This is a genomic window from Pseudomonas sp. SIMBA_068, from assembly GCF_046534705.1.
In the GTDB taxonomy this organism is placed as follows: Bacteria; Pseudomonadota; Gammaproteobacteria; order Pseudomonadales; family Pseudomonadaceae; genus Aquipseudomonas; species Aquipseudomonas putida.
Genome location: NZ_JAWRYI010000014.1, coordinates 50,688 through 76,841 on the forward strand (window position 1 = coordinate 50,688; position 26,154 = coordinate 76,841).

At 63.5% G+C, this 26,154-nt stretch carries 23 protein-coding genes and 1 riboswitch; of the genes, 11 read left to right on the forward strand and 12 right to left on the reverse strand.

Annotation, left to right across the window (positions count from 1 at the left end):
• The first annotated feature begins 1 nt into the window (after nt 1).
• From thiL to SB756_RS25555, 6 genes are all read left to right on the forward strand, one after another.
• Nucleotides 2-970, forward strand: coding sequence for a thiamine-phosphate kinase (gene thiL, locus SB756_RS25530; RefSeq protein ID WP_410912390.1), 969 nt, complete (start codon nt 2-4; stop codon nt 968-970).
• Nucleotides 967-1,470: a phosphatidylglycerophosphatase A gene (locus SB756_RS25535; protein WP_410912392.1), complete on the forward strand. Its 504-nt coding sequence runs from the start codon at nt 967-969 to the stop codon at nt 1,468-1,470. The genes thiL and SB756_RS25535 overlap by 4 nt, the downstream gene beginning before the upstream one ends.
• A 15-nt stretch (nt 1,471-1,485) precedes the next feature.
• Complete coding sequence (locus SB756_RS25540; protein ID WP_341797439.1) at nt 1,486-2,229, forward strand: substrate-binding periplasmic protein; 744 nt, start codon at nt 1,486-1,488, stop codon at nt 2,227-2,229.
• Between the two features lie 244 nt (nt 2,230-2,473).
• Nucleotides 2,474-3,091 carry a GTP cyclohydrolase II gene (gene ribA / locus SB756_RS25545; protein WP_016484701.1) on the forward strand — a complete coding sequence of 206 codons (618 nt, stop codon included), beginning with the start codon at nt 2,474-2,476 and terminating at the stop codon, nt 3,089-3,091.
• Nucleotides 3,088-3,507: an MFS transporter gene (locus SB756_RS25550; protein ID WP_410912394.1), complete on the forward strand. Its 420-nt coding sequence runs from the start codon at nt 3,088-3,090 to the stop codon at nt 3,505-3,507. Before ribA ends, SB756_RS25550 begins: the two co-directional genes overlap by 4 nt.
• Nucleotides 3,507-4,319 (forward strand): cobalamin-binding protein, encoded by an 813-nt coding sequence (locus tag SB756_RS25555; protein WP_410912396.1) that lies wholly within the window; start codon nt 3,507-3,509, stop codon nt 4,317-4,319. The genes SB756_RS25550 and SB756_RS25555 overlap by 1 nt, the downstream gene beginning before the upstream one ends.
• On the opposite strand, the gene SB756_RS25560 is transcribed toward SB756_RS25555, so the two are convergent.
• The 5 genes from SB756_RS25560 to ribB form a co-directional block, all read right to left on the reverse strand.
• Entirely contained in the window at nt 4,297-6,168 is a 1,872-nt protein-coding gene (locus SB756_RS25560) for a TonB-dependent receptor domain-containing protein (RefSeq protein WP_410912398.1), read from the reverse strand. The two genes, SB756_RS25555 and SB756_RS25560, sit on opposite strands and share 23 nt — an antisense overlap.
• Before the next feature lie 140 nt (nt 6,169-6,308).
• A complete protein-coding gene (dxs, locus tag SB756_RS25565; RefSeq protein WP_410912400.1) occupies nt 6,309-8,204 on the reverse strand; it encodes a 1-deoxy-D-xylulose-5-phosphate synthase in 1,896 nt (631 codons plus the stop codon).
• Nucleotides 8,205-8,408: 204 nt separating this feature from the next.
• A complete protein-coding gene (ispA, locus tag SB756_RS25570; RefSeq protein WP_016497789.1) occupies nt 8,409-9,296 on the reverse strand; it encodes a (2E,6E)-farnesyl diphosphate synthase in 888 nt (295 codons plus the stop codon).
• The gene (locus tag SB756_RS25575) at nt 9,293-9,535 is read right to left on the reverse strand and encodes an exodeoxyribonuclease VII small subunit (RefSeq protein WP_003255380.1); all 243 of its coding nucleotides are present in this window, start codon (nt 9,533-9,535) and stop codon (nt 9,293-9,295) included. Before SB756_RS25575 ends, ispA begins: the two co-directional genes overlap by 4 nt.
• A 131-nt stretch (nt 9,536-9,666) precedes the next feature.
• Nucleotides 9,667-10,317: a 3,4-dihydroxy-2-butanone-4-phosphate synthase gene (ribB, locus tag SB756_RS25580; protein WP_341797442.1), complete on the reverse strand. Its 651-nt coding sequence runs from the start codon at nt 10,315-10,317 to the stop codon at nt 9,667-9,669.
• A gap of 80 nt (nt 10,318-10,397) precedes the next feature.
• A riboswitch (FMN riboswitch) is annotated at nt 10,398-10,539 on the reverse strand.
• Between the two features lie 70 nt (nt 10,540-10,609).
• Here ribB and SB756_RS25585 point away from each other — a divergent pair.
• Nucleotides 10,610-11,836: an RtcB family protein gene (locus SB756_RS25585; protein WP_410912402.1), complete on the forward strand. Its 1,227-nt coding sequence runs from the start codon at nt 10,610-10,612 to the stop codon at nt 11,834-11,836.
• 94 nt (nt 11,837-11,930) lie between these two features.
• Nucleotides 11,931-12,917: a zeta toxin family protein gene (locus SB756_RS25590; protein ID WP_341797443.1), complete on the forward strand. Its 987-nt coding sequence runs from the start codon at nt 11,931-11,933 to the stop codon at nt 12,915-12,917.
• A gap of 38 nt (nt 12,918-12,955) precedes the next feature.
• Here the strand turns inward: SB756_RS25590 and SB756_RS25595 are convergent, their stop codons facing one another.
• From SB756_RS25595 to SB756_RS25605, 3 genes are all read right to left on the reverse strand, one after another.
• Complete coding sequence (locus SB756_RS25595) at nt 12,956-13,846, reverse strand: alpha/beta hydrolase (RefSeq protein WP_410912404.1); 891 nt, start codon at nt 13,844-13,846, stop codon at nt 12,956-12,958.
• An 82-nt stretch (nt 13,847-13,928) separates the two neighbouring features.
• Nucleotides 13,929-15,275, reverse strand: a complete 1,347-nt coding sequence (locus SB756_RS25600; protein WP_410912406.1) for a histidine kinase sensor domain-containing protein — start codon at nt 15,273-15,275, stop codon at nt 13,929-13,931.
• A complete protein-coding gene (locus SB756_RS25605; protein WP_410912408.1) occupies nt 15,275-15,967 on the reverse strand; it encodes a response regulator transcription factor in 693 nt (230 codons plus the stop codon). Before SB756_RS25605 ends, SB756_RS25600 begins: the two co-directional genes overlap by 1 nt.
• A gap of 181 nt (nt 15,968-16,148) precedes the next feature.
• Here SB756_RS25605 and SB756_RS25610 point away from each other — a divergent pair, with 181 nt between their 5' ends.
• Together SB756_RS25610 and SB756_RS25615 are read left to right on the forward strand one after the other, a co-directional pair.
• A complete protein-coding gene (locus tag SB756_RS25610) occupies nt 16,149-18,326 on the forward strand; it encodes a TonB-dependent siderophore receptor (RefSeq protein WP_410912410.1) in 2,178 nt (725 codons plus the stop codon).
• Between the two features lie 268 nt (nt 18,327-18,594).
• The gene (locus tag SB756_RS25615; RefSeq protein ID WP_410912412.1) at nt 18,595-19,815 is read left to right on the forward strand and encodes a glycosyltransferase family 4 protein; all 1,221 of its coding nucleotides are present in this window, start codon (nt 18,595-18,597) and stop codon (nt 19,813-19,815) included.
• A gap of 15 nt (nt 19,816-19,830) precedes the next feature.
• On the opposite strand, the gene SB756_RS25620 is transcribed toward SB756_RS25615, so the two are convergent.
• Nucleotides 19,831-20,787 carry a FecR domain-containing protein gene (locus SB756_RS25620; protein ID WP_410912414.1) on the reverse strand — a complete coding sequence of 319 codons (957 nt, stop codon included), beginning with the start codon at nt 20,785-20,787 and terminating at the stop codon, nt 19,831-19,833.
• A complete protein-coding gene (locus SB756_RS25625) occupies nt 20,780-21,319 on the reverse strand; it encodes a sigma-70 family RNA polymerase sigma factor (RefSeq protein WP_410912416.1) in 540 nt (179 codons plus the stop codon). Before SB756_RS25625 ends, SB756_RS25620 begins: the two co-directional genes overlap by 8 nt.
• A gap of 189 nt (nt 21,320-21,508) precedes the next feature.
• Here SB756_RS25625 and SB756_RS25630 point away from each other — a divergent pair, with 189 nt between their 5' ends.
• Nucleotides 21,509-24,448, forward strand: a complete 2,940-nt coding sequence (locus tag SB756_RS25630; protein ID WP_410912417.1) for a TonB-dependent receptor domain-containing protein — start codon at nt 21,509-21,511, stop codon at nt 24,446-24,448.
• A gap of 288 nt (nt 24,449-24,736) precedes the next feature.
• Here the strand turns inward: SB756_RS25630 and SB756_RS25635 are convergent, their stop codons facing one another.
• A complete protein-coding gene (locus SB756_RS25635; protein WP_410912419.1) occupies nt 24,737-25,438 on the reverse strand; it encodes a helix-turn-helix transcriptional regulator in 702 nt (233 codons plus the stop codon).
• Between the two features lie 185 nt (nt 25,439-25,623).
• A complete protein-coding gene (ppa, locus tag SB756_RS25640; protein ID WP_016497835.1) occupies nt 25,624-26,151 on the reverse strand; it encodes an inorganic diphosphatase in 528 nt (175 codons plus the stop codon).
• Nucleotides 26,152-26,154 lie beyond the last annotated feature (3 nt).

A 26,154-nucleotide genomic window follows, 5' to 3' on the forward strand; every position in this document is an offset into this window, starting at 1 on the left:
CATGGGTGAGTTCGAGCTGATCAACCATTACTTCGCCGCCGCGCCTTGTGCGCAGGGCGGCGAGGGCGTGGCCCTGGGTATTGGCGACGACTGCGCCCTGCTAGCCCTTCCCCCCGGTGAGCAACTGGCGGTGTCGACCGACACCCTGGTCGCCGGGGTGCATTTTCCCGCTGTTTGCGATCCGCTGCTGCTTGGCCAGCGTTCGTTGGCCGTGGCCGCCAGTGACCTGGCCGCCATGGGCGCGACTGCGATCGGCTTTACCCTCGCCCTGACCCTGCCGGACGTTGGCCCTGACTGGCTGGCGGCGTATGCCGACGGCCTCAGCCGCATGGCCCACCGTTGCCGCATGAGCCTGATCGGGGGTGACACCACCCGGGGCCCGCTGAGCATCACCGTCACAGTGTTTGGCCGCGTGCCGGCAGGCCAGGCGTTGCGCCGTAGCGGTGCACGGCCAGGCGACCTGCTGTGCGTCGGCGGTGTGCTGGGCAAGGCGGCCGGCGCGCTGCCGCTGGTGCTGGGCGAACGCGAGGCGCCTGCCGAACAGGCCGAGCCGCTGCTGGCCCATTACTGGTCGCCAATGCCGCAGCTCACCCTCGGCACGCTGCTGCGTGGCCGGGCCACGGCGGCGCTGGACATCTCCGACGGCCTGCTCGCTGATTGCGGGCACATCGCCAAGGCGTCCGGCGTTGCGCTGGAGGTGAACCTGGCCCAGGTGCCAGTGTCTCCTGCTGTAGAGGCGTTCCTGGGGCGCGAAGCGGCAGTACAGGCAGCCCTGGCCGGTGGCGACGACTACGTGCTCGCTTTCACGCTGCCGCCTGAGGCGCTGGCGCTCCTGGCTGACCTCGGCATGGTCGAGGTACATACCATTGGCCGTGTGCTCGAAGGGCAGGGTGTCACCTTGCGCGACGCACAGGGTCGGGACATCACCCCCGTTCAGCGGGGCTATCAACATTTTAGGGAGACACCGTGACCGATCACCCCAATCAGGTGCCTGCGGAGTTCGTTCCGCCTTCGGTCTGGCGCAACCCGTGGCACTTCATCGCTTTTGGCTTCGGTTCCGGTACCTTGCCCAAGGCCCCAGGCACCTGGGGCTCGCTGGTGGCCATCCCGTTCATTCCGTTGTGGCAGCTGTTGCCTGACTGGGGCTACTGGCTGGTGCTGGGCGTGAGCATGCTGTTTGGCTTCTGGTTGTGCGGCAAAGTCGCCAATGACTTGCGCGTACACGACCATGAAGGCATTGTCTGGGATGAGATCGTCGGCATGTGGATCACCCTCTGGCTGGTGCCAGAAGGCTGGCAGTGGCTGCTGGCAGGGTTCCTGATGTTCCGCTTCTTCGACATCCTCAAACCCTGGCCGATCCGCTGGATCGACCGCCATGTGCACGGGGGCGTCGGCATCATGCTCGACGATATCCTGGCCGGCGTGTTTGCTTGGCTGGGCATGCAGGTTCTGGTGTGGGCGGTTGCCTGAACAGGGAGCGCTTGAATGGCCATAAGGACGTTGCTGTTGGCAGTGCTGCTGAGCGTTGCCCCATGGGTGGCAGCTGCTGAAGGCGTGCCGAAGCAGATCCATCTGGTCAGTGAAGAGTGGCTCGATTACACCAACGCTGACGGTACCGGGGTGGCTTGGGATGTGCTGCGCAAGGTGTTCGAGCCGGCAGGGGTCAAGGTGGTGGCCCAGAGCGCGCCCTATAGCCGTGCAGTCGGGCTGGTAAAGCGTGGCGAAGCCGATGCCTGGGTGGGCTCTTACAAGCAAGAGAACGACGACAACCTGTACCCGCGCTGGCACTTCGACATGGACCACATCTATGCCCTGGGGCTGGCTAGCAAACCTGTGCCTACTGCGCAGAATGTGGGCAAGTATCGCCTGGCCTGGGTGCGTGGCTACGACTACGGCAGCTACCTGCCAGATGTGCATGAATACCGTGAAATTCAGCGCCGCGAAGGCATTCTGCCGATGCTCGAGCATGACCGGGTGGACTTCTACATCGATGCACAGACCGAAGTCGATTATGTCCTGAGCCAGTCATCCCAGCCCGAGCGCTTCCGCCGTACCCATGTGGCCGAGCTGCCGCTGTACCTGGCGTTTGCCCGCAACGGCCAGGCCAAGGCGCTGTGTGACCTGTTCGACAAGCGCATGGACGAACTGGTGCGCAGCGGCGAGCTGAAGCCGATTTTCGAGCACTGGAAACAGCCGTACCCTTTCGGCCCAGATAGCCGCCCGCATTAGCATTCAAAGGGTTTGCGCGGTCCCTGTAGGAGCGGGTTTACCCGCGAACACCGGCGGAGCCGGTGCCAGGCACCGCGTTGTCTGCTTCGCGGGTAAACCCGCTCCCACAGAGAGCGTGCCAAGCCCGCGCTGCTAAGCATCGAACTTTTCGATCTTAACCCGCGGTATTCAGCCCGCCCACAGCCTGCAACCGGCTGATACAATCGGCCCACGAGAAATTTCCAACTTATTCCAGGAGCACAACGTGCCCGTCGTCTTTGTTGCCGCCTCTAAACTCCCGACGCCATTCGCGACCTTCACCATGCATGGCTTCCTCGACGAAGCCACTGGCCGCGAGCACGTAGTGCTCAGCCTGGGTGACATTGCGGACGGCCAGCCGGTGCTGGGGCGCCTGCACTCCGAGTGCCTGACCGGCGATGCCTTGTTCAGCCAGCGGTGCGACTGCGGTTCGCAGTTGGAAGCCGCGCTGCAGGCTATCGCCCGTGAAGGCCGTGGGGTGCTGCTGTACCTGCGTCAGGAAGGCCGTGGCATCGGCCTGTTGAACAAGATCCGCGCCTACGAGCTGCAGGATGGTGGCGCCGATACCGTCGAAGCCAATGAACGCCTGGGCTTTGCCGCCGACCAGCGCGACTACGCCATCTGCTTGCCGATGCTGGAGCACTTGGGTGTGAAAGCCCTGCGCCTGATGACCAATAACCCGCGCAAGGTCAAAGCGCTGACCGACATGAATATCGTGGTTGCCGAACGTGTGCCGCTGCACACCGGCCACAACCCGCACAACCGTTACTACCTGGCGACCAAGGCCGGCAAACTCGGCCACATGCTGGGCAATGAACACCAGGGTGAGGTGCCCCAGGCGTGACCCGTGCCGAGGTCAAGCGGCGCCTGGCACTGGCCTGGTGGCAGTACCTGGCGATGGGCGTGGTGCCGCTGCCGGTCATGGCCTGGGCCTTTGGTGGTGGTGACGCGCTGATCCCGGTGCTGGCCATGCCGCTGTTCATCGCCGGCGCGGCGACCATGTTCCTCAGCCTGCCGCGCTTCGGCGCCTACAAGCGCGCACTGATCGCCACCTCCAAGGTGCTCGGCACGGGCGAAGAGCCCGCTGCCTGGATCGAACTGGCCGGGGTACGGCGCATGGCCATGTTGTACGCCTGCTTCCCGGCCTGGGTCGCCGCACTGTCGGTGCTGGTCGGCCTTGAGGCGGTGCCGCAAATCCTGCTGGCACTGTCTACCGTGGTGGTGCTGTACCTCTATCGCATTCCACGTCAGCTCGGCTGATGCGCCTGCTGCCAGGCCTGCTGGCGCTGTTCGCCTGCACCGCGCTGGCCGCTGACCCCCTGCGGGTGGTCAGCCTGGCGCCCTCGATGACTGAAATCATGCTCGAACTGCGGGCCGACGACCTGCTGGTGGGGGTGCTCGACGGTGGCGAGCGGCCGGCAGCGCTGCGCGACCTGCCCTCGGTTGGGCGCCAAGGGCAACTGAACATGGAGCGCCTGCTCAGCCTGCGCCCCGAGCTGTTGCTGCTCTGGCCGGGCAGCGTGCCACCTGCCCAGCGCGACCAGCTCAAGCGCCTGGGCATCGCCACCTTCAGTGCGGAACCCCATGATATCGACCAGTTGATTTCCCAGATCGAAGCCATCGCCGAGCGTATCGGCCGTGCCGAACAAGGCCATCAGTACGCCCAGGCCCTGCGAGAGCGGCTGCAGCAGTTACGTGAGCAGTACCGGCGTGACGAGCCATTGCAGGTGTTCTACCAGGTATGGGACCAGCCCTTGTACACCCTGGGTGGCCGGCAGGTGGTGAGCGATGCCTTGGCAGTGTGCGGGGCGCGCAATGTGTTCGCCGACCTCAACCAGCCGGCACCGCAGGTGAATGTGGAGTCTGTGCTGCTGCGCAACCCACAGGTCATCCTGGCTGGCGATCCAGCGCAACTGGCGAGCTGGAAGGCTTGGCCGCAATTGCGTGCGGTTGCCGATGGCCGCTTGCTGGTGGTGCCCGACAAAGGTCTGGAGCGGCCCAGCGGGCAGATGATCGAAGCCACCGCACGCTTGTGCGCGTTGCTCGCGGCTAAAGCGCCGGCGTCCAGGTAACGCTGAACAACAGCGTGCGGCCTTCTTCGCGGTAGGGGTGGTAGGCACCCTCGTAGCTGTACAGGGCACGGCTGTGAGTGTGGTCCAGCAGGTTATCCAGCTTCGCTTCCAGTTTCAGTTCGTCAGTGGCTGCCCAACTACCGCGCAAACCGAGCAGGCCATAGCCGCCGATGCGGTTGCGGTTGGCCTCATCGTCATAGCTGCCGCTGACCGCTTGCCAGCCTGCGCCCACGGTGAAACGCCCGAGTTCACGGTCCAGGTCCAGGCTCAGCGTGCGGCGTGCACGGCGGGCGAGGGTGTGGCCGCTGTCACGGTCACGAGGGTCGATCAGTGCCAGGCCCAGTTGGCTGTGCCAGGCGCCCCATTGTTGCGCCAAGGCCATTTCGAAGCCGTTGATACGGGCCGAGGCGACGTTGCGGGGTATCGAGTCCTGGCCGAACACGATCGCATCGCGCAGGTCGGTGCGGTACAGCGAGGCTTCCAGGCGGCTGTCCGCAGTCAGCTGGCTGCGCCATTGCAGCTCGTAGCTTCTGGAGTGCTCGGGGTTCAGGTCCGGGTTGCTGAACTGAGGGTAATACAGGTCGTTGAAGGTTGGCGCCCGAAAGCCTTCGCTGTAGGACAGCAGCACATCATTCTGTGCGTTCAACGGTACGGTCAGGCTGCCGCTCCAGGTGGTCTGGCCGCCGAACTGCTGGTTACGGTCATGGCGCACACCCACTTCGGTGGAAAACCGTTCGCCCTGGTAGCGGTGCTGGACGAAGACGGCGCGGTTCCACCGGCTGTCTTCGGTGAAGTCGGTGCTGGCGTGCACGCGGTCTTCGTACCAGTCGCCACCCAGCAACACGCTGTGTCGCTCGCCCAGGGTCAGGTCGTTCTGCCAGGTGGCCTGATCACGGTAGGTATTGAACACGAAGCGTTCGGCGCTGAGCTTGTCGCGCTTGTCGTCGCGGTTCTCGCTGTGGGCCAGTTCCAGCCGCGTATGCCATGCGTCGGTGAGCTGGGCATCGAAGTAGCTGCCCAGGCTGCTGACGCTGAAATCGGTGTAGGGCTGTTGGCCGAAGCTTTCGAAGGTGACCGGGTCGAAGCCGCCGAACGGGTTGTCGTACTCACTGCGGCCACGGCTGTCGAGCAGGTTCAGCCCGGCCTCGAAGCGCTCACTGAAGGTGTGGCTCAGGCTCAGGTTGAATGCCTTGTTGCGGTAAGCGTCGTGGTCGCCATCGCTGGCGAATGACGGCCCGGTCGAGTCGATGCCGGCCGTTTCATCCAGGCTGGCGCCGAGGTTGAAGCGGGTCGCGTCGTTGCCGCCAGAAAGCCCCAAGCTGCGCTGGAATGTCTGGTTGCTGCCGGCGGCCATGCGCAGGCGCGGCTGCAGGCCGGGGCCATTGCTGCGCCGGGTGAAGATCTGGATTACCCCGCCAATGGCATCGCTGCCGTACACCGCCGAACGCGAGCCACGCAGCACTTCCACCCGCTCGATCTGGTCAACGTCGAGAAGCTGCAGGCCGCTGTCGCCGGAGGTAGCGTTGGCGATGCGCACGCCATCGACCAGTACCAGGCTTTGTGCGGCCTTGGTGCCACGGATGAAGATGCCGGGCAGGCTGCCACGGCCACCGGTAGGCGCCACTTGCACGCCAGGCACGCGGCTGAGCAGGTCGGTGACGCTGGTGGGTTGCAGGCGGTCGATGTCGGTGCGGGTGAAGACGGTATTGGCGGCGCTGGTGACGGTGCGCGATTCGACCTGGCGGCTGGCGCTGATCAGCACGTCGGGGAGCTTGAGGGCGTCGTCGCGCTCGGCGGCCAGCAGCGGGAGGGGGAGGCAGAGCAGGGTGGCAAAAGTTGGGGCTTTCATGGGCAGTACCATTTTGCGAGGGCTGCGCCCTCGATCGCGACACAAGGCCGCTCCCACAGGTATTGCGCAAGCCTGGGGAGCGGTGAGGTCGCTGTGGGAGCGGCCTTGTGTCGCGATGGGCCGCAGAGCGGCCCCGGGGGTTACAAGCCGAGCCTGGCCATGCGGGCCTTCACCGACGCTTCGATCCCGGCCGCATCCAGCCCGCACTCAGCCAGCATCTGTGCAGGCTTGGCATGCTCGACGTAGATGTCGGGCAAGCCCAGGTGCAGCAGCGGCTTGAGCACTGCCTGGCTGGCCAGGAACTCACCCACCGCAGCACCCGCGCCACCCATGATGGCGTTCTCTTCAATGGTCACCAGCAGCGCGTGGCTGCCAGCCAGTTCCAGCACCAAGGCCTCGTCCAGCGGTTTGACGAAGCGCATGTCAACCACTGTGGCGTTGATCTGCTCGGCCACCTGCATGGCCTCGGCCAGCTGCACGCCAAACACCAGCAGGGCGACGTTCTCGCCTTGGCGGCGAACCACGCCCTTGCCGATTTCCAGTGGCTCCAGGTCGCCGCTGATCGGCGCATTCGGGCCGGTGCCACGCGGGTAGCGCACGGCTGCCGGGCCGTTGTACAGGTGGCCGGTGCTGAGCATCTTGCGCAGCTCGTTCTCGTCGCTCGGGGTCATCACCAGCATGCCCGGGATGCAGCGCAGGTACGACAGGTCGTAACTGCCCGCATGGGTCGGACCGTCTTCGCCAACGAGGCCGGCGCGGTCGATGGCAAACAGCACATCGAGGTTCTGCACGGCCACGTCGTGGATCAGCTGGTCGTAGGCACGCTGCAGGAACGTGGAGTAGATCGCCACCACCGGCTTGCTGCCCTCGCAGGCCATGCCGGCCGCCAGGGTAACGGCGTGCTGCTCGGCGATCGCCACGTCGAAGTAGCGTTCCGGGTAGCGCTCGCTGAAGTCGACCAGGTCGGAGCCTTCCTTCATCGCCGGGGTAATGCCCACCAGGCGGTTGTCGGCGGCGGCCATGTCGCACAGCCACTGGCCGAACACGGCAGAGTATTTCGGGCCGCTGACTTTCTTCGGCGCGGCAGGCTTGTCGGCCGGCTCCAGCTTGGTGATGGCGTGGTAGCCGATCGGGTCGGCCTCGGCCGGGGCGAAGCCCTTGCCCTTCTTGGTCACCACGTGCAGGAACTGCGGGCCCTTCAGGTCACGCATGTTGCGCAGGGTGGCGATCATGGTCGGCAGGTCGTGGCCGTCGATGGGGCCGATGTAGTTCCAGCCCAGTTCTTCGAACAGCGTGCCCGGCACCAGCATGCCCTTGGCGTATTCCTCGGTGCGGCGGGCGATTTCCCAGGCGCCTGGCAGGCGCGACAGCACCTTCTTGCTGCCTTCGCGCATGCTCGCGTAGGTGCGGCTGGAGAGGATCTTGGCCAGGTAGTTGGACAGGCCGCCGACATTGCGCGAAATCGACATGTCGTTGTCGTTGAGGATCACCAGCATGTCGGCGTTGACTTCCTGGGCGTGGTTCAACGCCTCGAAGGCCATGCCGGCAGTCAGCGCCCCGTCCCCGATCACCGCGATCGACTTGCGTGCGCTGTTCTGCAGACGGGCGGCAATGGCCATGCCCAGTGCGGCGCTGATCGAGGTGCTGGAGTGGCCGACGCCAAAGGTGTCGTACTCGCTCTCGCTGCGGCGCGGGAAAGCGGCGATGCCGTCCTTCTGGCGCAGGCTGAGCATGCGGTTACGGCGCCCGGTGAGGATCTTGTGCGGGTAGGCCTGGTGGCCCACGTCCCACACCAGCCGGTCGTCCGGGGTGTCGAATACGTAGTGCAGGGCGATGGTCAGCTCGATCACGCCCAGACCGGCGCCAAAATGCCCACCGGTCTGTCCCACGGTGTAGAGCAGTTCCTGGCGCAGTTCGTCGGCCAGGGTCTCCAGGTCGGCTTCGGCCAGCCGGCGCAGGCCGGCAGGCGTGTCAGCGCGGTCGAGCAACGGCGTGACCGGGCGTTCGCGGGGGATCTCTTGAAACGTCGTGGGCATCAGGCGAGTCGTTATAGGTGTGTGAAGACGCGGCAGTTTACCCCATTGTAGGAAATACTGCCCATTCAGACGGGTGTCGCACGGGGCTGCTTTGTAGCCCATCGCCGGCAAGCCAGCTCCCACAGGATCTTCACAGATCACAGGCCGCCGAGGTACCTGTGGGAGCTGGCTTGCCGGCATTGGGCGCGCAGCGGCCCCAATCAATCAGTTACGGCGTTCGACGATGTAGCGCGCCAAGGCCCGCAGCGGCTCGGCCGTTTCCCCGAAGCCTTGCAGTGCGATCAGCGCCTGGTCGCGCAGTTCGATTGCATAGGCCTTGGCCGCTTCCAGGCCCAGCAGGGCCGGGTAGGTCGGTTTGTCACGCGCTATGTCGGCACCCTGGCGTTTGCCCAGGGTAGCGGTATCGCTTTCCACGTCGAGGATGTCGTCCTGCACCTGGAATGCCAGGCCGATGGCCTGTGCATACACCTGCAAGGCATCCAGCTGCGCCTGTTCGGCACGGGCGCTGGCCAGGGCGCCGAGGCGCACGCTGGCTTCAATCAGTGCGCCGGTCTTGTGCCGGTGCATGAACTCCAGTGCCTGCTGGTCCAGCTTCAGGCCTACCGAACCGAGGTCGATGGCCTGGCCGCCGACCATGCCTGCCGGGCCGGCAGCCTTGGCCAGGGCCTGGACCATGGCCAGGCGAATGCCGTCGGCCTGCGGGCTCAGGCCAGGGTCGAGCAGGGCACTGAATGCCAGGCTCTGCAAACCGTCGCCAGCGAGGATGGCGCAGGCTTCGTCAAATGCTTTGTGGGTAGTGGGTTGGCCGCGACGCAGGTCGTCGTCGTCCATGGCTGGCAGGTCGTCATGCACCAGCGAGTAGGCGTGGATCAGTTCGACCGCGCAGGCCGCGCCGTTGGCCTGTTCGGCCGGGGCGCCCAAGGCTTCGCAGGCCGCGTAGGCCAGCAGCGGGCGTACGCGCTTGCCGCCGTTCATCACGCTGTAGCGCATGGCGGCGTAAAGGCGTTCCAGCTCTTTGGACGGGGCAACGAACAGCGGTTCGAGGGCGGCGTCGACCCGAGCCTGGCAGCTGGCCTGGTAGGTGCCGATCATGCTTCCGGCTCCGCGTCGAAGGGCTGCGCGGCCAGTTCGCCGTCGCGTTCCAGGAGGATTTGCACCTTCTGTTCGGCCTGGGCCAGGGCACCCTGGCAATCACGGGTCAGGGCGATGCCTTGCTCGAAGGCGGCCAGCGACTCTTCCAGCGACAACTCGCCGTTCTCCAGGCGCTCGACCAGTGCTTGCAGGTCTGCGAGGGATTGCTCGAAATCGAGGGAGGCTTTTTTGCGGGCCATGGCGACTTTCTCGGTGGCATTCAGAACGGCGCGACACTAGCAGAGCGGGGCGGGGGGAGCAAACTTCCGACAGCTGCCCGGCTGATACAGGCCGCTCCCAAAAGGGCCGCAAAGCGGCCCTGTTCGGAGGATCAGGCCGGCTCTGCTTCCCGTTCCAGCAGCGCCTCGCGGTACCGCGCCAGCTCCTCGATGGTCAGCACCGGCAAGTTGTACTGCCGCGCATAAACCGCCACCTGCTCGCCACGCGCCATGCTGCCATCGGGGTTCATCAGCTCGCACAGCACTGCCGCCGGGCGCAGGCCGGCCAGGCGCGCCAGGTCCACCGAGCCTTCGGTGTGCCCACGGCGGGTCAGCACCCCGCCATTGCGGGCGCGCAGCGGGAACACATGCCCCGGGCTGACGATATGACGCTGTTCGGCGCTGGAGCGCAGTGCTGCGCCAATGGTGGTGATGCGGTCCTGGGCAGAAACCCCGGTGGTGATGCCTTCTGCAGCCTCGATGGTGACCGTGAATCCGGTGCCGTGGCGGGCCTGGTTGTTCTGCACCATTGGCGCCAGTTGCAGTGCGTCGACGGTGGCTTCGTCCAGGCACAGGCAGACGATGCCGCTGCAGTCGCGAATCATCATGGCCATGGTCTGCAGCGTAATGTTTTCGGCAGCGGCAATGATGTCCGCTTCGTCCTCGCGGTCGTCATCGTCAAGCAGCAGCACAGGGCGCCCGGCCTGGAAGGCGGCGATGGCGGCGGAAACAGCGGGGAATTGCGGATGGTTACGGGTGGACATGAAACGCTCCTCGTGAATGATCGATGAACGTCTCGGGGCGAACAAAATGCGCGCGCAGGGGCGCCCGGATGGCCCCTGCCTGACGCCTTCTTTCATCCGGACTATGACCGTCGGCTCTGGAGTTGCACCAGATCTGCTGACCCCCGGCATGGCCGGGGCGCTCGCGGGCTCATCTTTCGATTTACCGCCGGTGGGGACTTTCACCCCGCCCTGAAGACCGCCCAAGCATACCGCACCTTGCCACCCCGCTGGCAACCCACGGCTCTACGACCTTTGGCGGTATCATGCCGTCATGCATTCGAGGAACAAGCCCATGGATATTCTGCAGCTCGCCGGTGGCAAGCCGATCAAGTTGTGGACCGATGGCGTGCCGGTCGAAGACGAGGCCCGCCAACAACTGCTGAACACGGCCAGGATGCCGTTCATCTTCAAGCACCTGGCGGTGATGCCCGACGTGCACCTGGGCAAGGGCTCGACCATCGGCAGCGTGATCCCTACGGTCGGCGCGATCATTCCCGCAGCGGTTGGCGTGGACATCGGCTGCGGCATGATCGCCGCGCGCACCTCGCTGCACGCCCGTGACCTGCCAGACAACCTGCATGGCTTGCGCAGTGCCATCGAGCAGGCGGTGCCGCATGGCAAGAGCTTCGGCAAACGTGACCAGGGCGCCTGGGCCGATGTGCCGGCCAAGGCGGACAAGGCCTGGGGCCAGCTGGCCGGGCGGTTCAAGGCCATTACCGATAAATACCCCCGGTTGGAAAAGACCAATAACCGCCACCACCTGGGCACCCTGGGCGGCGGCAACCACTTCATCGAAGTTTGCCTGGATGAGGCCGACCGCGTCTGGTTCATGCTGCACAGCGGCTCGCGCGGTGTGGGCAATGCCATCGGCAACCTGTTCATCGAACTGGCCCAGGCCGACATGCGCCAGCACCTGGCCAATCTGCCGGACAAGGACTTGGCGTACTTCGAAGAAGGCAGCCGCCATTTCGCCGACTACGTCGAAGCGGTGGAGTGGGCGCAGGAGTACGCCCGGCAGAACCGCGAGCTGATGATGCTGGCCGTGGTCGGCGCTGCTCGCAAGGCGCTGGGCAAACCGTTCGAGGCCAGCCTGGAAGCGGTGAACTGCCACCACAACTACGTGCAGCGTGAGCAGCATTTTGGCCGCGAAGTGCTGGTCACGCGCAAAGGGGCGGTGTCGGCACAGAAGGGGGAACTGGGCATCATCCCGGGCTCGATGGGGGCCAGGAGCTTCATCGTGCGTGGGCTGGGCAACGAGGAGTCGTTCTGTTCCTGCAGCCATGGCGCAGGCCGGGTGATGAGCCGGACCAAGGCCAAAAGCCGCTTTACCGTCGAGGACCAACGGCGTGCCACGGCGCATGTGGAGTGCCGCAAGGACAAGGACGTCGTCGACGAGATCCCGATGGCGTACAAAGACATCGACGCGGTGATGCGTGCCCAGCAGGCGCTTGTAGAGGTGGTTCATACCCTGCGCCAGGTCGTGTGTGTGAAGGGGTAGCGAGAAGTGCCATAACTGGCTACCACACAGTGCGCCGGGTAGTTCCTAGAGTGTCGCGCAGCCCACTTGGGGCAGACACCTGAGGATTGCAGATATGGCCACGCTTTACCCGTTCACTGACAGCGACGTCGATAATGCCTTCGCCCAGCTCGACCACGCATTGTTCGACAAAGCGCGCGAAGCTGATGGGCCTGAAAGTGACCCCACCCCGAACATGCTGATCGTTGCCGGTGCCCAAGGGTCGGGCAAGACCTACTTGCTGGAGAAGCAGTTGCTACCCAGCGAGCGCTACCCGAACCATGTGCGACTGTACTTGCCCGAATTTCGCAAGCTGCACCCGCACTACGCCGAAATGAGCGAGCACGGTGTGCTGCACGTGTACGAGCACACCGAAGCCTTCATCAGGGCACTGAGCGGCAAGGTGTTTGAATACGCTTTCGCCAACCGTTACAACATCATCATGGAAACGGCATTGGACGACGCAGCATTCGCCGGCTTCCAGCCTGCGGCCGTAAAAGCGGGTTACCGCTTCGAAATTCACATGATCGCCTGCAAGGTGGAATTCAGCCATTGGGCGACCCTCGACCGCGGCGTGAAGAGCGTCGCCAAGGGCGAAATCGAGCGATTCGTGGCGTTGTCGCAGATCCAGAGCTCACAGGCGAATGCCAAAAAGATCCTGAACGCTTTCGAACACGCTTGTACGCAGGCCCCTGGTTCGCAGGTCACGCTTTATGAGCGTGGCTTCGAAACGGATCAGCAGAGCAAGGTGCTGTGCCACAGCATCTGTGATGCCCCTGGTGTGTTGACTCCCCAGGCGGACTACGATGGCCAGCCCTTTTTCCGGGCGCCTTACCACGACACACTGGTTGAAATCCGGCGTAGCCCTGAAGGCAACGATTCTGGCGCCTACCTGCAATTCTTCCAGGTCGTGCATGCCGGCATGCTTGATGAGCCGGTGCGCCAACAGATGGTAATGGCCTGCTGCAAGACCCTTGGCCGTAGCACCGACCTGGTACCCAGGATTTCCAGGGATGCCTTCCGCGACCTGAGCCAGTACCTGCTCAAGTACACCTATCCCTGATGATACGAGGGCGCAGCAGGCCGGAGCCGGATAGGCGGTTATTTGGCCAGCTGCTCGATCACCGTATTCAAAGAGGCCCCCAGCATTTGCCCATGGTCGAGTCCTTCGAACCGTTTGAAGTGGACCCGAAGGCCTTTTACCCTGGCCAGGTCTGCCGCCAGTTCTCGTGCAGGCCTCTCGACATCGCCCTTTACCTGCGCCCTGGGGTTGGCAGGTTCCTCGCTGCCGCGCATCAACAGCAGCCGTGCAGGGCTGTTGCCCAAGCGTTGCGCAAGGCCCTGCCCCTCCTGCACGATCGCCCCGTCATGCCACCACAGTGAAGGGCTGGCCGCCGCATAGTCGCTGAACACCCCGGGCCGGGTGAACAGCGCATGCAGCACGGCCAGCCCGCCGTAGGAATGGCCCCAAAGCGTCTGTCGCTGCAGGTCGATGGGGGCCAGCCCGGCCACCATCGGCCGCATGCGCTCGGTCAGCAGGTCCAGAAATGCATCCACGCCACCACTGGGCTGGCCGGTCAGCGGGTCACGCTGCTCGGCCTGCCCAGGCAACGCCGGGGTGTAGTCATAAGTCCGCCCCGCCCGCTCGATACGCTGCTCGGTCTGGTACCCCACGGCCACCAGCAAGGGCGCCTGACCGGCGGCAAGTTTGGCCAGTTGCTGGCTGTTCAGCGCGCCGAGCGCAGCATTGCCGTCGAGCATCCACAGTACCGGGTACCCCGATGCTGGCGCCGTGCGGTTCGGCGTACCGACCCACAAACGGTAATGACGCTGGCCATCGGCCGAGTCCAGGTCGAGCTGGGTGAAGCGGTAGGCCAGGTCCTGACGCTGCAGCAGCGAGGTGTCCATCTTCTGGTTGCGCTCGGGCTGTGCCAGGGCAACGGGGGCTGCAAGGGCCAGTGCCAAAGCCAGCGTCAGGGTCATCTTGCTCATCAGGCGTCTCGTCAGGGCTTTGCGAGGAACGCAAGGCTGGAACGCCCAGATGATAATCAGTCCTGATTGAGCGTAAAGCGCATTAACTTTCTAAACAGTCCCTGGCCATCGGCAAGGTCAGGTGCAGGCACAGCCCAGGGTGGCCATTGCTGGCCCACAAGCGGCCGCCTTGCAGCTCGATGGCGCGTCGGGCGATGGCCAGGCCCAGGCCGAAGCCCGCGCCGCTGTCGGTCAGGCGCTGGTAAGGCTTGAAGATGCGTTCAAGGTCGGCGTCAGGTACGCCGGGGCCCTGGTCGCTCAGGCACAGGTGCCAGCAGTCGCCTTCACGCCAGCCCTCCAGGCTGACCCGGCCCTCGGCCGGCGAGTGGCGAATGGCATTGCGCATCAGGTTTTCCAGGGCCTGGGCCAGGCTGTCCAGATGGGCCTGTACCAGGCAATCGGTGCCGAGTGAACACGGCAGGCGTGCACGGTCCCAGCCACTTTCGAAGCAGGCGTCCTGGCACAGTGCTTCCCATACGGAAACCATCAGTATCGGCTCGGTCGGCAAGCTGGGCTGTTCGGTGTCCATCCAGGCCAGGTCCAGCGTGTCTTCCAGCAGTTTCTGCATGTCGGCGACTTCGCGGTCCAGGCGGTCGCGCAACTGCAGCGGCGGCAAGTCGCTGTCATGGGCGATTCGCAACCGTGCCAGGGGTGTGCGCAGCTCGTGAGACAGCGTGCGCAGCAGCAGGCGCTGTTGCTCCAGGCTCTGGCGCAGGCGCCCGGCCATGTGCTCGAAGGCCTGTGCCAGTTCACCCAGCTCGTCACGGCGTGCCAGCAGGGGCAGGGCGGGGCTGTCCAGGTCATCGGCACGCAAGGCGTCGGCGCGGTCGCGCAGGCGGTTCAGTGGTACGACTAAATGCCGGTACAACGCCAGGCCCAGCAGCAGGGCGAGCAGCGCAGGTGCAACGCCGTGGGTGATCACATGGGTCCATGGCGTCAGGCCGGTGGGCAGAAGGCGTTCGGGCAGTTGCAGCACCAGGCGGCCGCGCTCGGGGTGTTGCGGGAATTCGATGCTGACGTAGGGCAGCTCATCCTGCAGGCGCCGGCTCATGGGCCAGTCCAGTTTGCGCATGAAGGTCAGGTGGCTCGCCTCCTCGGCGCTCAGCGGTGTGGTGCCGAGGCTTTGCAGGTGCGGGCCGATCACCGCCACCCAGGTGTCCTCGGCCTGTTCCAGTTGCCTGCGCCAGGCCTCGGCGCCTACCGCACCGCCCTGGTTCCAGGCGTCTTCAGCTTGTTGCGCATAGCGCGCCAGGTAATCCTGGTCGGCCGGGGACAGAAAATAGGTGCTGCGCTCCACCGACAGGCCCCAGGTCCAGATCAGCCAGATCAGCAACAGGCAGAAGCTGACCTGCAGTACGGCCAGTTTCCACAGCAACGGGTGGCGACGCATCAGGGCTGTTCCGTGTCGACCAGGAGATACCCCTGCCCGCGCACGGCCTGGATCTGCAGGTGCTGGGCACTGATGTCGGCCAGTTTGCGGCGCAGGTTGCACACGTGCACGTCCAGGCCCCGGTCCAGGCGGGTATAGGCCCGGTGCAGCACGGTCTGGTACAGGAAGGGCTTGCTCAAGGCTTCGCCGGGATGCGCCCGCAGCGTCACCAGCAAGCGGAATTCGGATGCGGTGAGGCCAGCGGCGTTGCCGTTGTGGATAACGTCCTGGCGGTCGTGGTCCAGCATCACTTCGCCGACGTCGGCACGCAGCGCCGTGCCGCGATCAAATGCCACGCGCCGCAGCAAGGCATCGACCCGTGCGTCCAGCTCCGCCAGGCTGAAGGGCTTGGGCAGGTAGTCGTCGGCACCACGGGTAAAGCCACTGATGCGGTCCTGCTCGGCGCCCAGCGCCGACATCAGCATGACCGGCACCGCCTGCTGGCGGCGCAACTCGTCGAGCAGGCTGAGGCCATCGATACCCGGAAGCATGATGTCCAGCAACACCAGTTCGAACGGTGTTTGCCCAATGGCGTCCAGGGCCTGGGTACCAGTGGCACAGGCGTGTACCCGGAAACCGCGTTTGAGGAAATGGCGTTCCAGGTCCTGACGCAGGCTTGCGTCGTCTTCGGCGAGGAGAAGTGAGGTGGGCACGGGGAGCCTTGAATGAGAACCTGTATCAGTTACGAATCATCCCATTGCCAGCAAGGGAGGGCAACGCTTGGGTGTGTTAAGAAGGTTAATCCTGCTGCGCCCCCGTTTTCCCTCCGGTATCGTTCGCAAAAAGCAACTTGTTTCGTTTGCGAATTACTATCATTTGGGCGAAGGGTGTGTCATGAACGGTTTCAAAGGTGTGGGGAGCTCGCGACGGGCTCGGGGCTGGCTGGTGCTGGGGTTGCTGGCCCCGTTTTCGGTGTCGGCACTGGCCGAAACGGTAGCGACCCAGGCGGCAGCCGAGGACACTGCGCTCGACCTGCCGGCATTGACCATCGAAGGCAACCGGCTGTACGACATGCTGCCCTCGGAAGCCACCGGTGGCTACAGCGTCGATGCCGCGACCGTGGGCACCAAGACGCCAGCAGCGCTGAAGGACATCCCCCAGTCGATCACCGTATACACCCAGGACTACGTCAAAGACCGCCAGTTCGTACACCTGGATGACCTGGCCAAGTACACCGCCGGCCTGCGCACCTTGACCAACGACAGCGGCCGGTCGTCGATCTACGCCCGTGGCTATGAGTACAGCGAGTTCAACATTGACGGCCTGCCGGCACCGATGGCCAGCATCTTTGGTACCGTGCCGTCGCTGGCGGCGTTCGACCGTGTCGAAATCATGCGCGGCCCGGCCGGGCTGTTCAGCAGCACCAGTGAACTGGGTGGCATCGTCAACATGGTGCGCAAGCGCCCGACTGCCGAGTTCCAGGGCCACGTCGAAGGCAGCTATGGCACCTGGGACACCAACCACGAAGAAATCGACCTGAGCGGGCCGCTGGATGACGCCGGGCGCGTGCGCGGGCGTTTCATCGCGTCCCGTGACGACACCAATGGCGAGGTCGACTACAACGCCAACACCAGCAACAGCTACTACGGCGCGCTGGATGTCGACCTGGACGACGCCACCACGCTGTCGTTCGGCCTGATGCACGAAGTGAAGAACATCACACCGCACAATGGTTACCCGGCAACGCTGTCCGGCGAAGTGCCCGATTTCAGCCATTCGCGTTTCCTGGGGGCTGACTGGAACTCCTTCGATGGCAAGACCACCGATCTGGTCGCCGAGCTGACCCACCGCTTCGACAACGGCGGCTATGGCCGTATCGCGGCGCGCGGTTCGCACCGCGACACCAATTACCTGTATGCCTTCACCGCGACCAATGCCACCACCGGTGCCAACTCCGAGCGCGCCAGCGCCCGCGACTTCACCCAGGACACCTACTCGCTGGACGCTAGCTACAGCCAGCCGTTCGAAACCCTCGGCCAGGTCAGCGAATTTGTGGTCGGCACCGACTACAAGAACTACGACACCGAGTACCTCAACGGCACCACCAACCTGGGCCCCATCAACGTCAACACCTACTCGCCGAAGCAGTTCGCCAAACCGTCGCCCAACTACAGTACCGAGACCGGCATGCAGGAAGAGGAATACGGCTTGTATTCCAAGGTCACCTTCCGCCCCATCGAGCGCCTGGCGCTGATCGCTGGCGGCCGCTTCAGCTGGTATCGCGGTGATTTCTACACCACTACCCTGAGCAGCGGCGCTACCACCAACGACAGCAAGCGTGTCGATGGCCACTTCACCCCGTATGGCGGCCTGGTCTACGACCTGACCGAGAACCATGCGCTGTACGCCAGCTACTCGCAGGTGTTCAAGCCGCAGTCCGACACCGACAGCAACGGCCGGGTGCTGAAGCCGCGTGAAGGCGAGCAGTACGAATTCGGGCTCAAGAGCAGCTACTTTGGCGGCGACCTGAATACCCGTTTCTCGGTATTCCGCCTGACCGACAAGAACCGCGCCACCACCGAGTATGACGAGGATGGTGTAGACACCAATTTCTCGATTGCCTCCGGCAAGACCCGCGTCAAAGGCGCGGAAGTGGAAGTGAGCGGCAAGCTGACGCCAAACTGGGAGTTGCTGGCCGGCTACACCTGGATGGAAACCGAAACCCTCAAGGGGGACGCCGAAACCACCTTCTTCATCATGCCGCGCAACCAGGCTTCGCTGTGGAGCAAGTACACCATCAGCCAAGGCCCGCTGACCGGCCTGGCCATTGGTGGCGGGGTATCGGCGATGAGCAGCTTCTATTCCGAGAATGGTGGCGTGCGTATCGATGCACCGGGCTATGCCACGGTCGACGCCATGCTGTCGTACCCGGTTACCTCGAAGCTGACGGCCACTTTCAACGTCAACAACCTGTTCGACCGGGACTACTTGTCGCGGGTGGGGTCGACGTCGACGTTCAACTTCTACGGGCCGTCGCGCAGCATGATGGTTGGGGCGCGTTACGATTTCTGATCGGCTTGTTTGGGCACGCGTGCGGTCCCTGTGGGCGCGGCCTTATGTCGCGCCTACAAGGGGGCAGCACACGATGAGAAATTGTTGCTACATCGCGTGTGCAATCTGTGAAGCCGCACTAGAGTGAACCCATGCGGAGCGCTTGCTGCGTATGAAGAAGGTCTGCAAGGACGCTGGAACGTTGTTGAGATGGACGGCTGGTATTGAGGAGTAGGCCCCATGTAGACAATTCAACCGTTAGTGTCCTTGGCATCCCTGTGAGGGGAATATGATTGAAGACCCATACATGCTGTTCACCCGAATTCCTGTTGTCGTAGACGAGCAAGGTGGCTTGTTTACAGACCCCTTGTGGGTCAAAGATATAGAGCTTCATCTCACCTACATAGAAAACTTCGGCATGTGCTGCCCTGTCGAGAGAGGCGGCAACGTCGACGGACTGCAAAGCATTAGCCATCTGGATGTTAAATGGCTTTATGGGTTGCGCAAAGACTATGGGCTTTCGTCAGTATTAAAGAACTTTTTTCCGAATTTCATAACCGTCATCAATGCCTGCAAGCATGCGCGGATCGTTCATTCTGACGGGGCCGGTTGGGCATTCCCCTTGTCCTTTTACCTATTGCCGCTCAAGCCTTTGTTCCGCTTCCAATGGGTGATTGTCATAGAGTCTTCATTCTGGATGTTGGCTCAGGGGCAGCCGCGAAGCCTCAGAGCAATCATCGAACACCATATGCACACCCTTTTGTTGAAGCGCTGCCTGAAGCTGGCGAATGCCAGGATCTTTACTCAGTCTTTCTACAAGGAGTATTTTCTTGGGCGTAATAGCAGCCGCACGCTGATCAACCCTGCCAGCTGGCTGGATAAAAAATACATCGCGGCACCGGACGCCGTCAGGAAAAGATTCGAAGCCAAGGGCAACCGTAAAGTCAAACTGCTTTACCCATCACGCCTTGTCCTGGATAAAGGTGTTCTGCTAGTCCTTGAAGCCATTGAACAACTGGAAGTCGAAAACATTGATATCACCGTCACCCTCATGGGTGAGGGTGATTTCAAAGAGCACTGCCTACGCTTTGCAGCTGAAGACCATGGCGGCATCGAAGTGCGGTTCCAGAACGCAGTTGATTATGGCAACGACTTTTTCGACATCATTGCCCAGCATGACTGGTTGTTGGTGCCGACCTTGAAGCAGGAACAGCCCCGCATCATTTTTGACGCGTTCAGCCAAGGCGTTCCCGTCATCGGTTCTGATACATCCGGGGTGCTGGACATAACCAGCAAGCACAACGCGCTGACGTTCGAAACCGGGAACCCGTCCAGCCTGGCAGAGCGTATCCGTCATGCTGCCCGGCATCCCGAGCTGGCGTTGGAAATGGGGCTTGCGGGGTTGGAGTATGCGACCGGGAAAACACACTTGCAGATGCACCAGGTGCGCGAGGAATTCCTGAAGAGCAGTTTGACACCCTCTGCCAGCCCGCGCGCCCGAAAAGACTGACGATGGGCTGCCCGATCACCGACTGATAACCAGACGCCCACCACCTTGGCGAACCTGCAGCCCATAGGTCTGGGCCAGCATGGCCAACGCCAGCGGCAGATCATCGACCGGGAAGGTGCCAGACACCCGCAGTTCGCTCAACGCGGGGTCGTACTCCAGGCGCTGGTCGGCGTAGCGCATCAATGCCTGCGCCCACTGGTGCAATGGCATGTCATCGGCCACCAGCAAGCCGCGTTGCCAAGCAAGGCTGGTTTCACCCACCTCACCGACAAGGCCCAGACGCTCCCGGGTGAATCGAACCTGCTGCCCGGCGCGGATGATGTTCTCGCCTGCCGCCACGCTGGTGCTTTCGGGGCGTACCTGCACGGCGCCTTCGTACACCTCGAGCAAGGTTTCATCGGCCAGCTGGCGCACGCTGAACCGCGTGCCCAGTGCAAGCAACTGCCCATGTACGGTCTGCACCATCAGCGGCCGTGGGTCGGCAGCGGTCACGATGTACACCTCGCCACGGCGCAGATGCAGCAGCCGTTGCGCGCTATCGAAAAGCAGCTGCAGGGCACTGTCGGTATTCAGGATGATCTGCGTGCCATCGGCCAGCCGCGCGTGTGTGCGCTCGCCGACAGCCGTATGGTAATCACTGGCAAAACGCCCGGCCTGCAAGCGCCAGCCCCACCAACCAAGCGGTGCGGCACCCATCAGCAGAACCAGCCCGCGCAGTACCGCGCGCCTGCCCGGGGGGCGTTGCAGGGTATGCCTGGCCAGCGTTGGCGGCAGGCTGCCCAGGCGTGAAAGCAGGCGCTGCGCCCTTTTCCATGCACGTTCGTGCTCATCACTGGCAAGCCGCCAGCGCTCCAGTTCGAGCTGCTGGGCAGGCAGCAGCGGCCCTTCCTGCATCAGCATGAGCCACGAGGCTGCCTGGGCAAGCACATGCTGCGCGATGGCATCGTCGGGCGTTGGAGTACCGTTAGTCATCGGGCATCTGCGTCAGGCAGGTCAGGTAGCCGTCGTGGATGTACTTCTTCACCGTCGGCAGCGCTATGTTCAAGGCCACGGCGATGTCCTTGTGCTTCATGCCGTCCAGGGTCGCCATCAGGAATGCCTGCCTTGCACGCGGTCGCAGCTTGTGCAGAACTGCGTCGATCTCATGCAGGGTCTCGAGGATCACACATTGCAGCTCGGGCGAAGGATACTCGGGCTCTGGCAGCAACAGCAGCGCTTCGAGCCACGCCTGCTCCAGCGACTGCCGGCGCCGCCAGCTCACCAGCACGCAGTTCGCGATGCGCGTCAGGTAGGCGCGGGGTTGACGAATCGGCTCGACCCGCGCGCCCTCGCGGCTGGCCAGCACACGCAGGAACGTATCCTGGGCCAGATCGTCGGCCACCCCGCGCCCCCATGACCTCAGCCGGTAGGCAAGCCAGTTACGCAGCCAGGCGTGGTTCTCGATGTACAGCGTTTCGATACTGCACGGCTCGGTACTGTTCGGCGGGGAGAAGGGTGCATTCATCGTCGATTGAATTGATACATGGGCTGTCGCAAATGCAAACCATTATCACTAGAATTGCTCAAGTCACAAGGCCGGTTCGGTAAATTCGGACGCTTCCTATCCATTCATATCCTTTTTTCGATCTCGTGCGACAGAGGAGGTAACAGCCCGCTGCCAGTGGTGGGCGCGAACCCCACGAGCGAGAAAAGCATGCTCCCAGTACGTTGTCCTTCACCTGCTCCGCGCCTTCGGCCTTGCCTGTCGCCCATCAACTTTGTGCTGCGTTGCACGCTGACCAGTTGCTGCGCTGCGGGCCTGCTGCACAGCAGCGCGGTTTTGGCCCAGGATGCCCACAAGGCTGCGCTCACGGCTACCCGCCTGGACGACGCCACGCTGCGTGACTACAACATTGCCCAAGGCCCGTTGGGGGCAGCCCTCGGCAGCTTCAGCAGCCAGGCCGGGCTGCTGCTGTCGTACGAGCCTGACCTGATCCGCGGGCGAACGGCGCCCGCCTTGAAAGGGCGGTATACGGTCAGCGAGGGCATGCAGCGGTTGCTCGCCAATACCGGTTTGCGGCTGGTGCCAAGTGCTACCGGCACCTACGTGTTGTTGGCGCAGGGCACCGCTGCCCGTGCTGCAGCAGAGTTGTCGCCGACGATGGTCGAGGCCGCCGCACAGGGCCCAGAGGTGGAAACCTACAGAGCGCCACGTTCGTCAGTGCACCTGACCAGCGAGCAGATCGACCGCTTCGGCCGGGTGTCTGCGGGCGACCTGCTCAGCGGTGTCCCAGGCGTGCAGGTTGGTGACACCCGCAATGGCGGTGCCCTGGACGTCAACATCCGCGGCATCCAGGGCCAGAGCCGGGTGGCGGTCAAGGTCGATGGTTCTGAGCAGGCCCTGGATGTGTATCGAGGTTATGGCGGTACCCAGCAGCGCAGCTATATCGATCCCGACCTGATCAGCAGTCTGACCGTGAACAAAGGGCCGTCGACCAAGTCCGGGGCGATAGGCGGCACGGTGGAGATGCAGACGATCGGTGTGCAGGACATTCTGGTGGACGGCAACCAGGTCGGCGTGCGGCTCAAGGGCGATTTCTGGGACAACGGCGTAGCCCCCGCTCACCGCAGCGCCAGCTCCAGGGATGAAAGCCTGACCGCGCCGCCACGCGACAGCCGGGGCAGCCTGTTTGGCTCCGAGGCTGAGTCTGGCAGCGCTGCCTTAGCCTTCACCACAGAGCGGCTGGACGTAGTGGCGGCGTATGCCCACCGTAACCAGGGCAACTACTTTTCCGGCAAGAAAGGCCAGGACCGCTACCGCATCCATGACGAAGACGGCCGGGAGCAGCCAAGCGTGGCAATGACCTACAACGCCGGCGAAGAAGTGCTCAACTCTTCATCGAAAACCGACTCGTACCTGCTGAAGGCAACCTGGCGGATAGCCGACGACCATACGCTGGACCTGGGCTATCGCCGCTACGACGGTCGCACTGCCGAGATCATGCCTTCCGACATCTATCGTTTCGGCACCGCGGGTATCTACCAGTACCCCTTGGGCGAGGTGAAGATCGACACCTACACGGCGCGCTACCACTACCTGCCTGCCGGTAACCCCTGGGTCGACCTGACCAGCAACCTGTGGATGACAGACGCCAAAACCAGCACCTTGAGCTCGGCCTGGACGGCGCCTGCTTCGCAGTTGTTTCGTTCTGACCGCAGCTGGACCCGCCAGGACAACCGCCGTATTGGTGGCGACCTGAATAACGTCTCCCGGTTCGAGACGACCCATGGCGACTTCAAGCTCGACCTGGGCGGCGCTTTCCAGCTCGAAGACCTGCAACCGCAGAAAAGTGTGCTTATCACCCAGCATGACATCGATGCCAACCGCACCCTGCGCGATGCCTCCAGGCAGGAGTTCAGCTTCAACGGCAAGCTCGAGTACCAGCCGATCGAGCAACTGACCCTGTGGGGCGGTGGCCGTTACAGCCACTTCCACACCAGGGACAACACCGTGCTGGCCACCGCCAGGCGTCAGGACCGCGAGGTACGATACGTCTCGGCGAGTGGCCCGAAAGGCTGGGGCAGCATGACCTGGTTCCCCGACCAGAACGGCCAGTACACCGATGCCACCGACCCCAGGCTGAACAACGGCATCGTCTTCGGCAACAGCAACGAGCCGTTCAATGGCGTGCGTTTCAACGACTTCGGCGCGACCAGCGTGGAGGTCGGCACCGAAGGCATCAGCAGCGTAGTCACAGGCTACGACCATAGCCCGCAGGGCAGCAGCAGTGGCGGCGGCTTCTCGCCGGCATTCGGCATCAACGTCGAGCTGATGCCCGACACGTTCTTGTATGTCACCTACACCCAGGGCCTGCGCCTGCCGTCTTTGTTCGAGACCAGCCAGGGTACCCAGCAAGTCTCCCCCGGTAAAAGCCTGAAGCCCGAACGCTCGCAGAGCTGGGAGATCGGCGTCAGCGCGCTGCGCGACAACCTGTTTACCGAGCACGATTCGGCCGCGGTCAAGCTTGCCTACTTCGACAACGTGATAAAGAACTACATCACCCGGTACTACGACCCAAGCCCGGGGCTTTGGGGCCTGATGACCTTCAGCAACACCGACAGCTTCAGCACCCGCGGCCTTGAGCTGCAATCACACTACGATGCCGGCCGTGTGTTTGCCGACCTCTCGGCCACCTACTACCTCAAGACCGAGACCTGCGACGCGGACTTCGCCGGCAAACTCCGCGCCACCGCCAACCCGTACCAGAAGACCGAGAACACACCCAACTGTACGCCGGGCAGTTTCATGGGTTCTTACACCAACACCCAGAACCCGCCACGGTTTTCAGCCAACCTGACTGGCGGCGTGCGCTTCCTCGACGAGGCATTGACCGTGGGTGGGCGGGTGACCTACACCTCCGGGCCGACCAATACCCTCGACAAGCCCTGGCAGTCCGGTGCTACCACGCCGCAGATCGAATACCGCTCGGTTGCGCTGTTCGATCTGTTCCTGAAATACAAGTTGCTCGAGAACACCGAGGTGAATGCCTCGCTGCAGAACCTGACCGATCGCTACTATCTGGACCCGCTGGCGCAAAGCTTCATGCCGGCGCCGGGGCGCACGCTGCGGGTGGGGGTAGTGACGCGGTTCTGAAGGCCGCAGAGGGCGTTGGCGCAGAGGGTTTCGCCAGCGCCCCGGCATTTTTGCGGGCATTAAAAAGCCGGCTTGTGGCCGGCTTCTCGGGGACGCTTCCGACTAATTTATGGTAAGCCGCAATCGCCTTAACTGTGTGGCCATCAAGGGCCTGAAAGAGATGGCAGATGCCCGTGTGGGATATCGCCGAGCCCTCTGGACCGCGGCTCGCGCCGGTCGGGGCTTAATGTGCGGCGTAGCATACAAGGGCACGCGCAGGATGCCCAGCAAAAAATGGCACAGGTTGTTTCAGCCGGGCCGCTGCTGGCGGAAATGCGACCAGTGGAATACCCAACCGATAATCTCCAGGCCCTGCGCCTGGCGCTGGGCGCAGGTGTAGCGTTCGACGGCGTAATTGCGCCGGTCATGGCTGTGCAGGTACAGCGTGCCCTGCGGGCCGAGGCTGAGGTTGTTTACCCTGAGCACGCCATTGTGCAGCAGGGCATAGGTTTCGCCCTCTATTACCTGGGTCATGCCCAAGTCCACGGCCAGGATGGCCTCCAGCGGAATGAGCGGAACCATGTTGCTGGCGGGCATGGCCAGGCAGATGGCGTGATGGGCGTGCACACCCAACCCTTTCAGCGCTTTTGCCGGCAGGCGCAGGTGTTTGCTGGCCACCGGCGCAAGCAGGCCGTTTCGCAGTTCGTAAAAAGGCACCCTCAGCTCCCGGGCACGGTGTGCCGACAGTGGGCTGGGCGAGTTGGCCGGTGCCTGGCGTGGCGGGTGGTTGCGCTGGATCGGGTTTGTGTGTTTGGGCCCTTCGCCCGTGCGTAGCCAGCGCCGATGCACACAGAACAGGTCGGCCATTTCGTCCAGGCGGGCCAGGGGTACGCCGCGGTTGAACCAGTTGTTGACGTGCTGCGGTGTGACGCTGCGCTGAGCGGCGAAATCAGAAGCGGACAGGCCACATTCGTGGAGAAGGGCTTTGAGACGGTCGCCGGAAGTGTTCATGGGGGCGAGTGTAGCGACGGGGTACCCGCAAGGAAATGAACCGCTTGTTGACGGAGTTTGTACGAAAAGTGCCTGCTTGTAGGGCGTTGGTGTAGGACTGCGTAGGACTTTTTACCGAATGAAGGTGCTGTCGCCCCTTCGGGCAAAAAAAAACCCGCCGAAGCGGGTTTTTTTTACAACCGGTATCAGCCTTTGTAGGCAGCAACCGATTTGGTGATCGCAGCACGGGCGGCGTCAGCGCCATCCCAGCCTTCGATCTTGACCCACTTGCCCTTCTCGAGATCTTTGTAGTTGGCAAAGAAGTGCTCGATCTGCTGGATCAGCAGGGCTGGCAGGTCGGTGTATTCCTTCACGTCGACGTACAGCTGCGACAGCTTGTCGTGAGGAACAGCGATGACCTTGGCATCACCGCCGCCGTCGTCGGTCATGTTCAGGATGCCAACCGGACGGGCGCGGATAACCGAGCCTGGCGCTACCGGGTAAGGGGTAACCACCAGCACGTCCAGCGGATCACCGTCGTCAGCCAGGGTGTTCGGGATGAAGCCGTAGTTGGCTGGGTAGAACATCGGGGTAGCCATGAAACGGTCGACGAACAGGGTGTCGCTGTCCTTGTCGATCTCGTATTTGATCGGCGCGTGGTTGGCCGGGATTTCGATGGCGACGTAGATGTCGTTCGGCAGGTCTTTGCCCGCCGGAATCTTGCTGTAGCTCATTGG

Coding starts and splice junctions, on each gene's coding strand:
- thiL (WP_410912390.1), top strand. CDS start 2: ATGGGTGAGTTCGAGCTGATCAACCATTACTTCGCCGCCGCGCCTTGT.
- SB756_RS25540 (WP_341797439.1), top strand. CDS start 1,486: ATGGCCATAAGGACGTTGCTGTTGGCAGTGCTGCTGAGCGTTGCCCCA.
- SB756_RS25555 (WP_410912396.1), top strand. CDS start 3,507: ATGCGCCTGCTGCCAGGCCTGCTGGCGCTGTTCGCCTGCACCGCGCTG.
- SB756_RS25560 (WP_410912398.1), bottom strand. CDS start 6,168: ATGAAAGCCCCAACTTTTGCCACCCTGCTCTGCCTCCCCCTCCCGCTG.
- dxs (WP_410912400.1), bottom strand. CDS start 8,204: ATGCCCACGACGTTTCAAGAGATCCCCCGCGAACGCCCGGTCACGCCG.
- ispA (WP_016497789.1), bottom strand. CDS start 9,296: ATGATCGGCACCTACCAGGCCAGCTGCCAGGCTCGGGTCGACGCCGCC.
- SB756_RS25575 (WP_003255380.1), bottom strand. CDS start 9,535: ATGGCCCGCAAAAAAGCCTCCCTCGATTTCGAGCAATCCCTCGCAGAC.
- ribB (WP_341797442.1), bottom strand. CDS start 10,317: ATGTCCACCCGTAACCATCCGCAATTCCCCGCTGTTTCCGCCGCCATC.
- SB756_RS25585 (WP_410912402.1), top strand. CDS start 10,610: ATGCATTCGAGGAACAAGCCCATGGATATTCTGCAGCTCGCCGGTGGC.
- SB756_RS25590 (WP_341797443.1), top strand. CDS start 11,931: ATGGCCACGCTTTACCCGTTCACTGACAGCGACGTCGATAATGCCTTC.
- SB756_RS25595 (WP_410912404.1), bottom strand. CDS start 13,846: ATGAGCAAGATGACCCTGACGCTGGCTTTGGCACTGGCCCTTGCAGCC.
- SB756_RS25600 (WP_410912406.1), bottom strand. CDS start 15,275: ATGCGTCGCCACCCGTTGCTGTGGAAACTGGCCGTACTGCAGGTCAGC.
- SB756_RS25610 (WP_410912410.1), top strand. CDS start 16,149: ATGAACGGTTTCAAAGGTGTGGGGAGCTCGCGACGGGCTCGGGGCTGG.
- SB756_RS25615 (WP_410912412.1), top strand. CDS start 18,595: ATGATTGAAGACCCATACATGCTGTTCACCCGAATTCCTGTTGTCGTA.
- SB756_RS25620 (WP_410912414.1), bottom strand. CDS start 20,787: ATGACTAACGGTACTCCAACGCCCGACGATGCCATCGCGCAGCATGTG.
- SB756_RS25625 (WP_410912416.1), bottom strand. CDS start 21,319: ATGAATGCACCCTTCTCCCCGCCGAACAGTACCGAGCCGTGCAGTATC.
- SB756_RS25630 (WP_410912417.1), top strand. CDS start 21,509: ATGCTCCCAGTACGTTGTCCTTCACCTGCTCCGCGCCTTCGGCCTTGC.
- SB756_RS25635 (WP_410912419.1), bottom strand. CDS start 25,438: ATGAACACTTCCGGCGACCGTCTCAAAGCCCTTCTCCACGAATGTGGC.
- ppa (WP_016497835.1), bottom strand. CDS start 26,151: ATGAGCTACAGCAAGATTCCGGCGGGCAAAGACCTGCCGAACGACATC.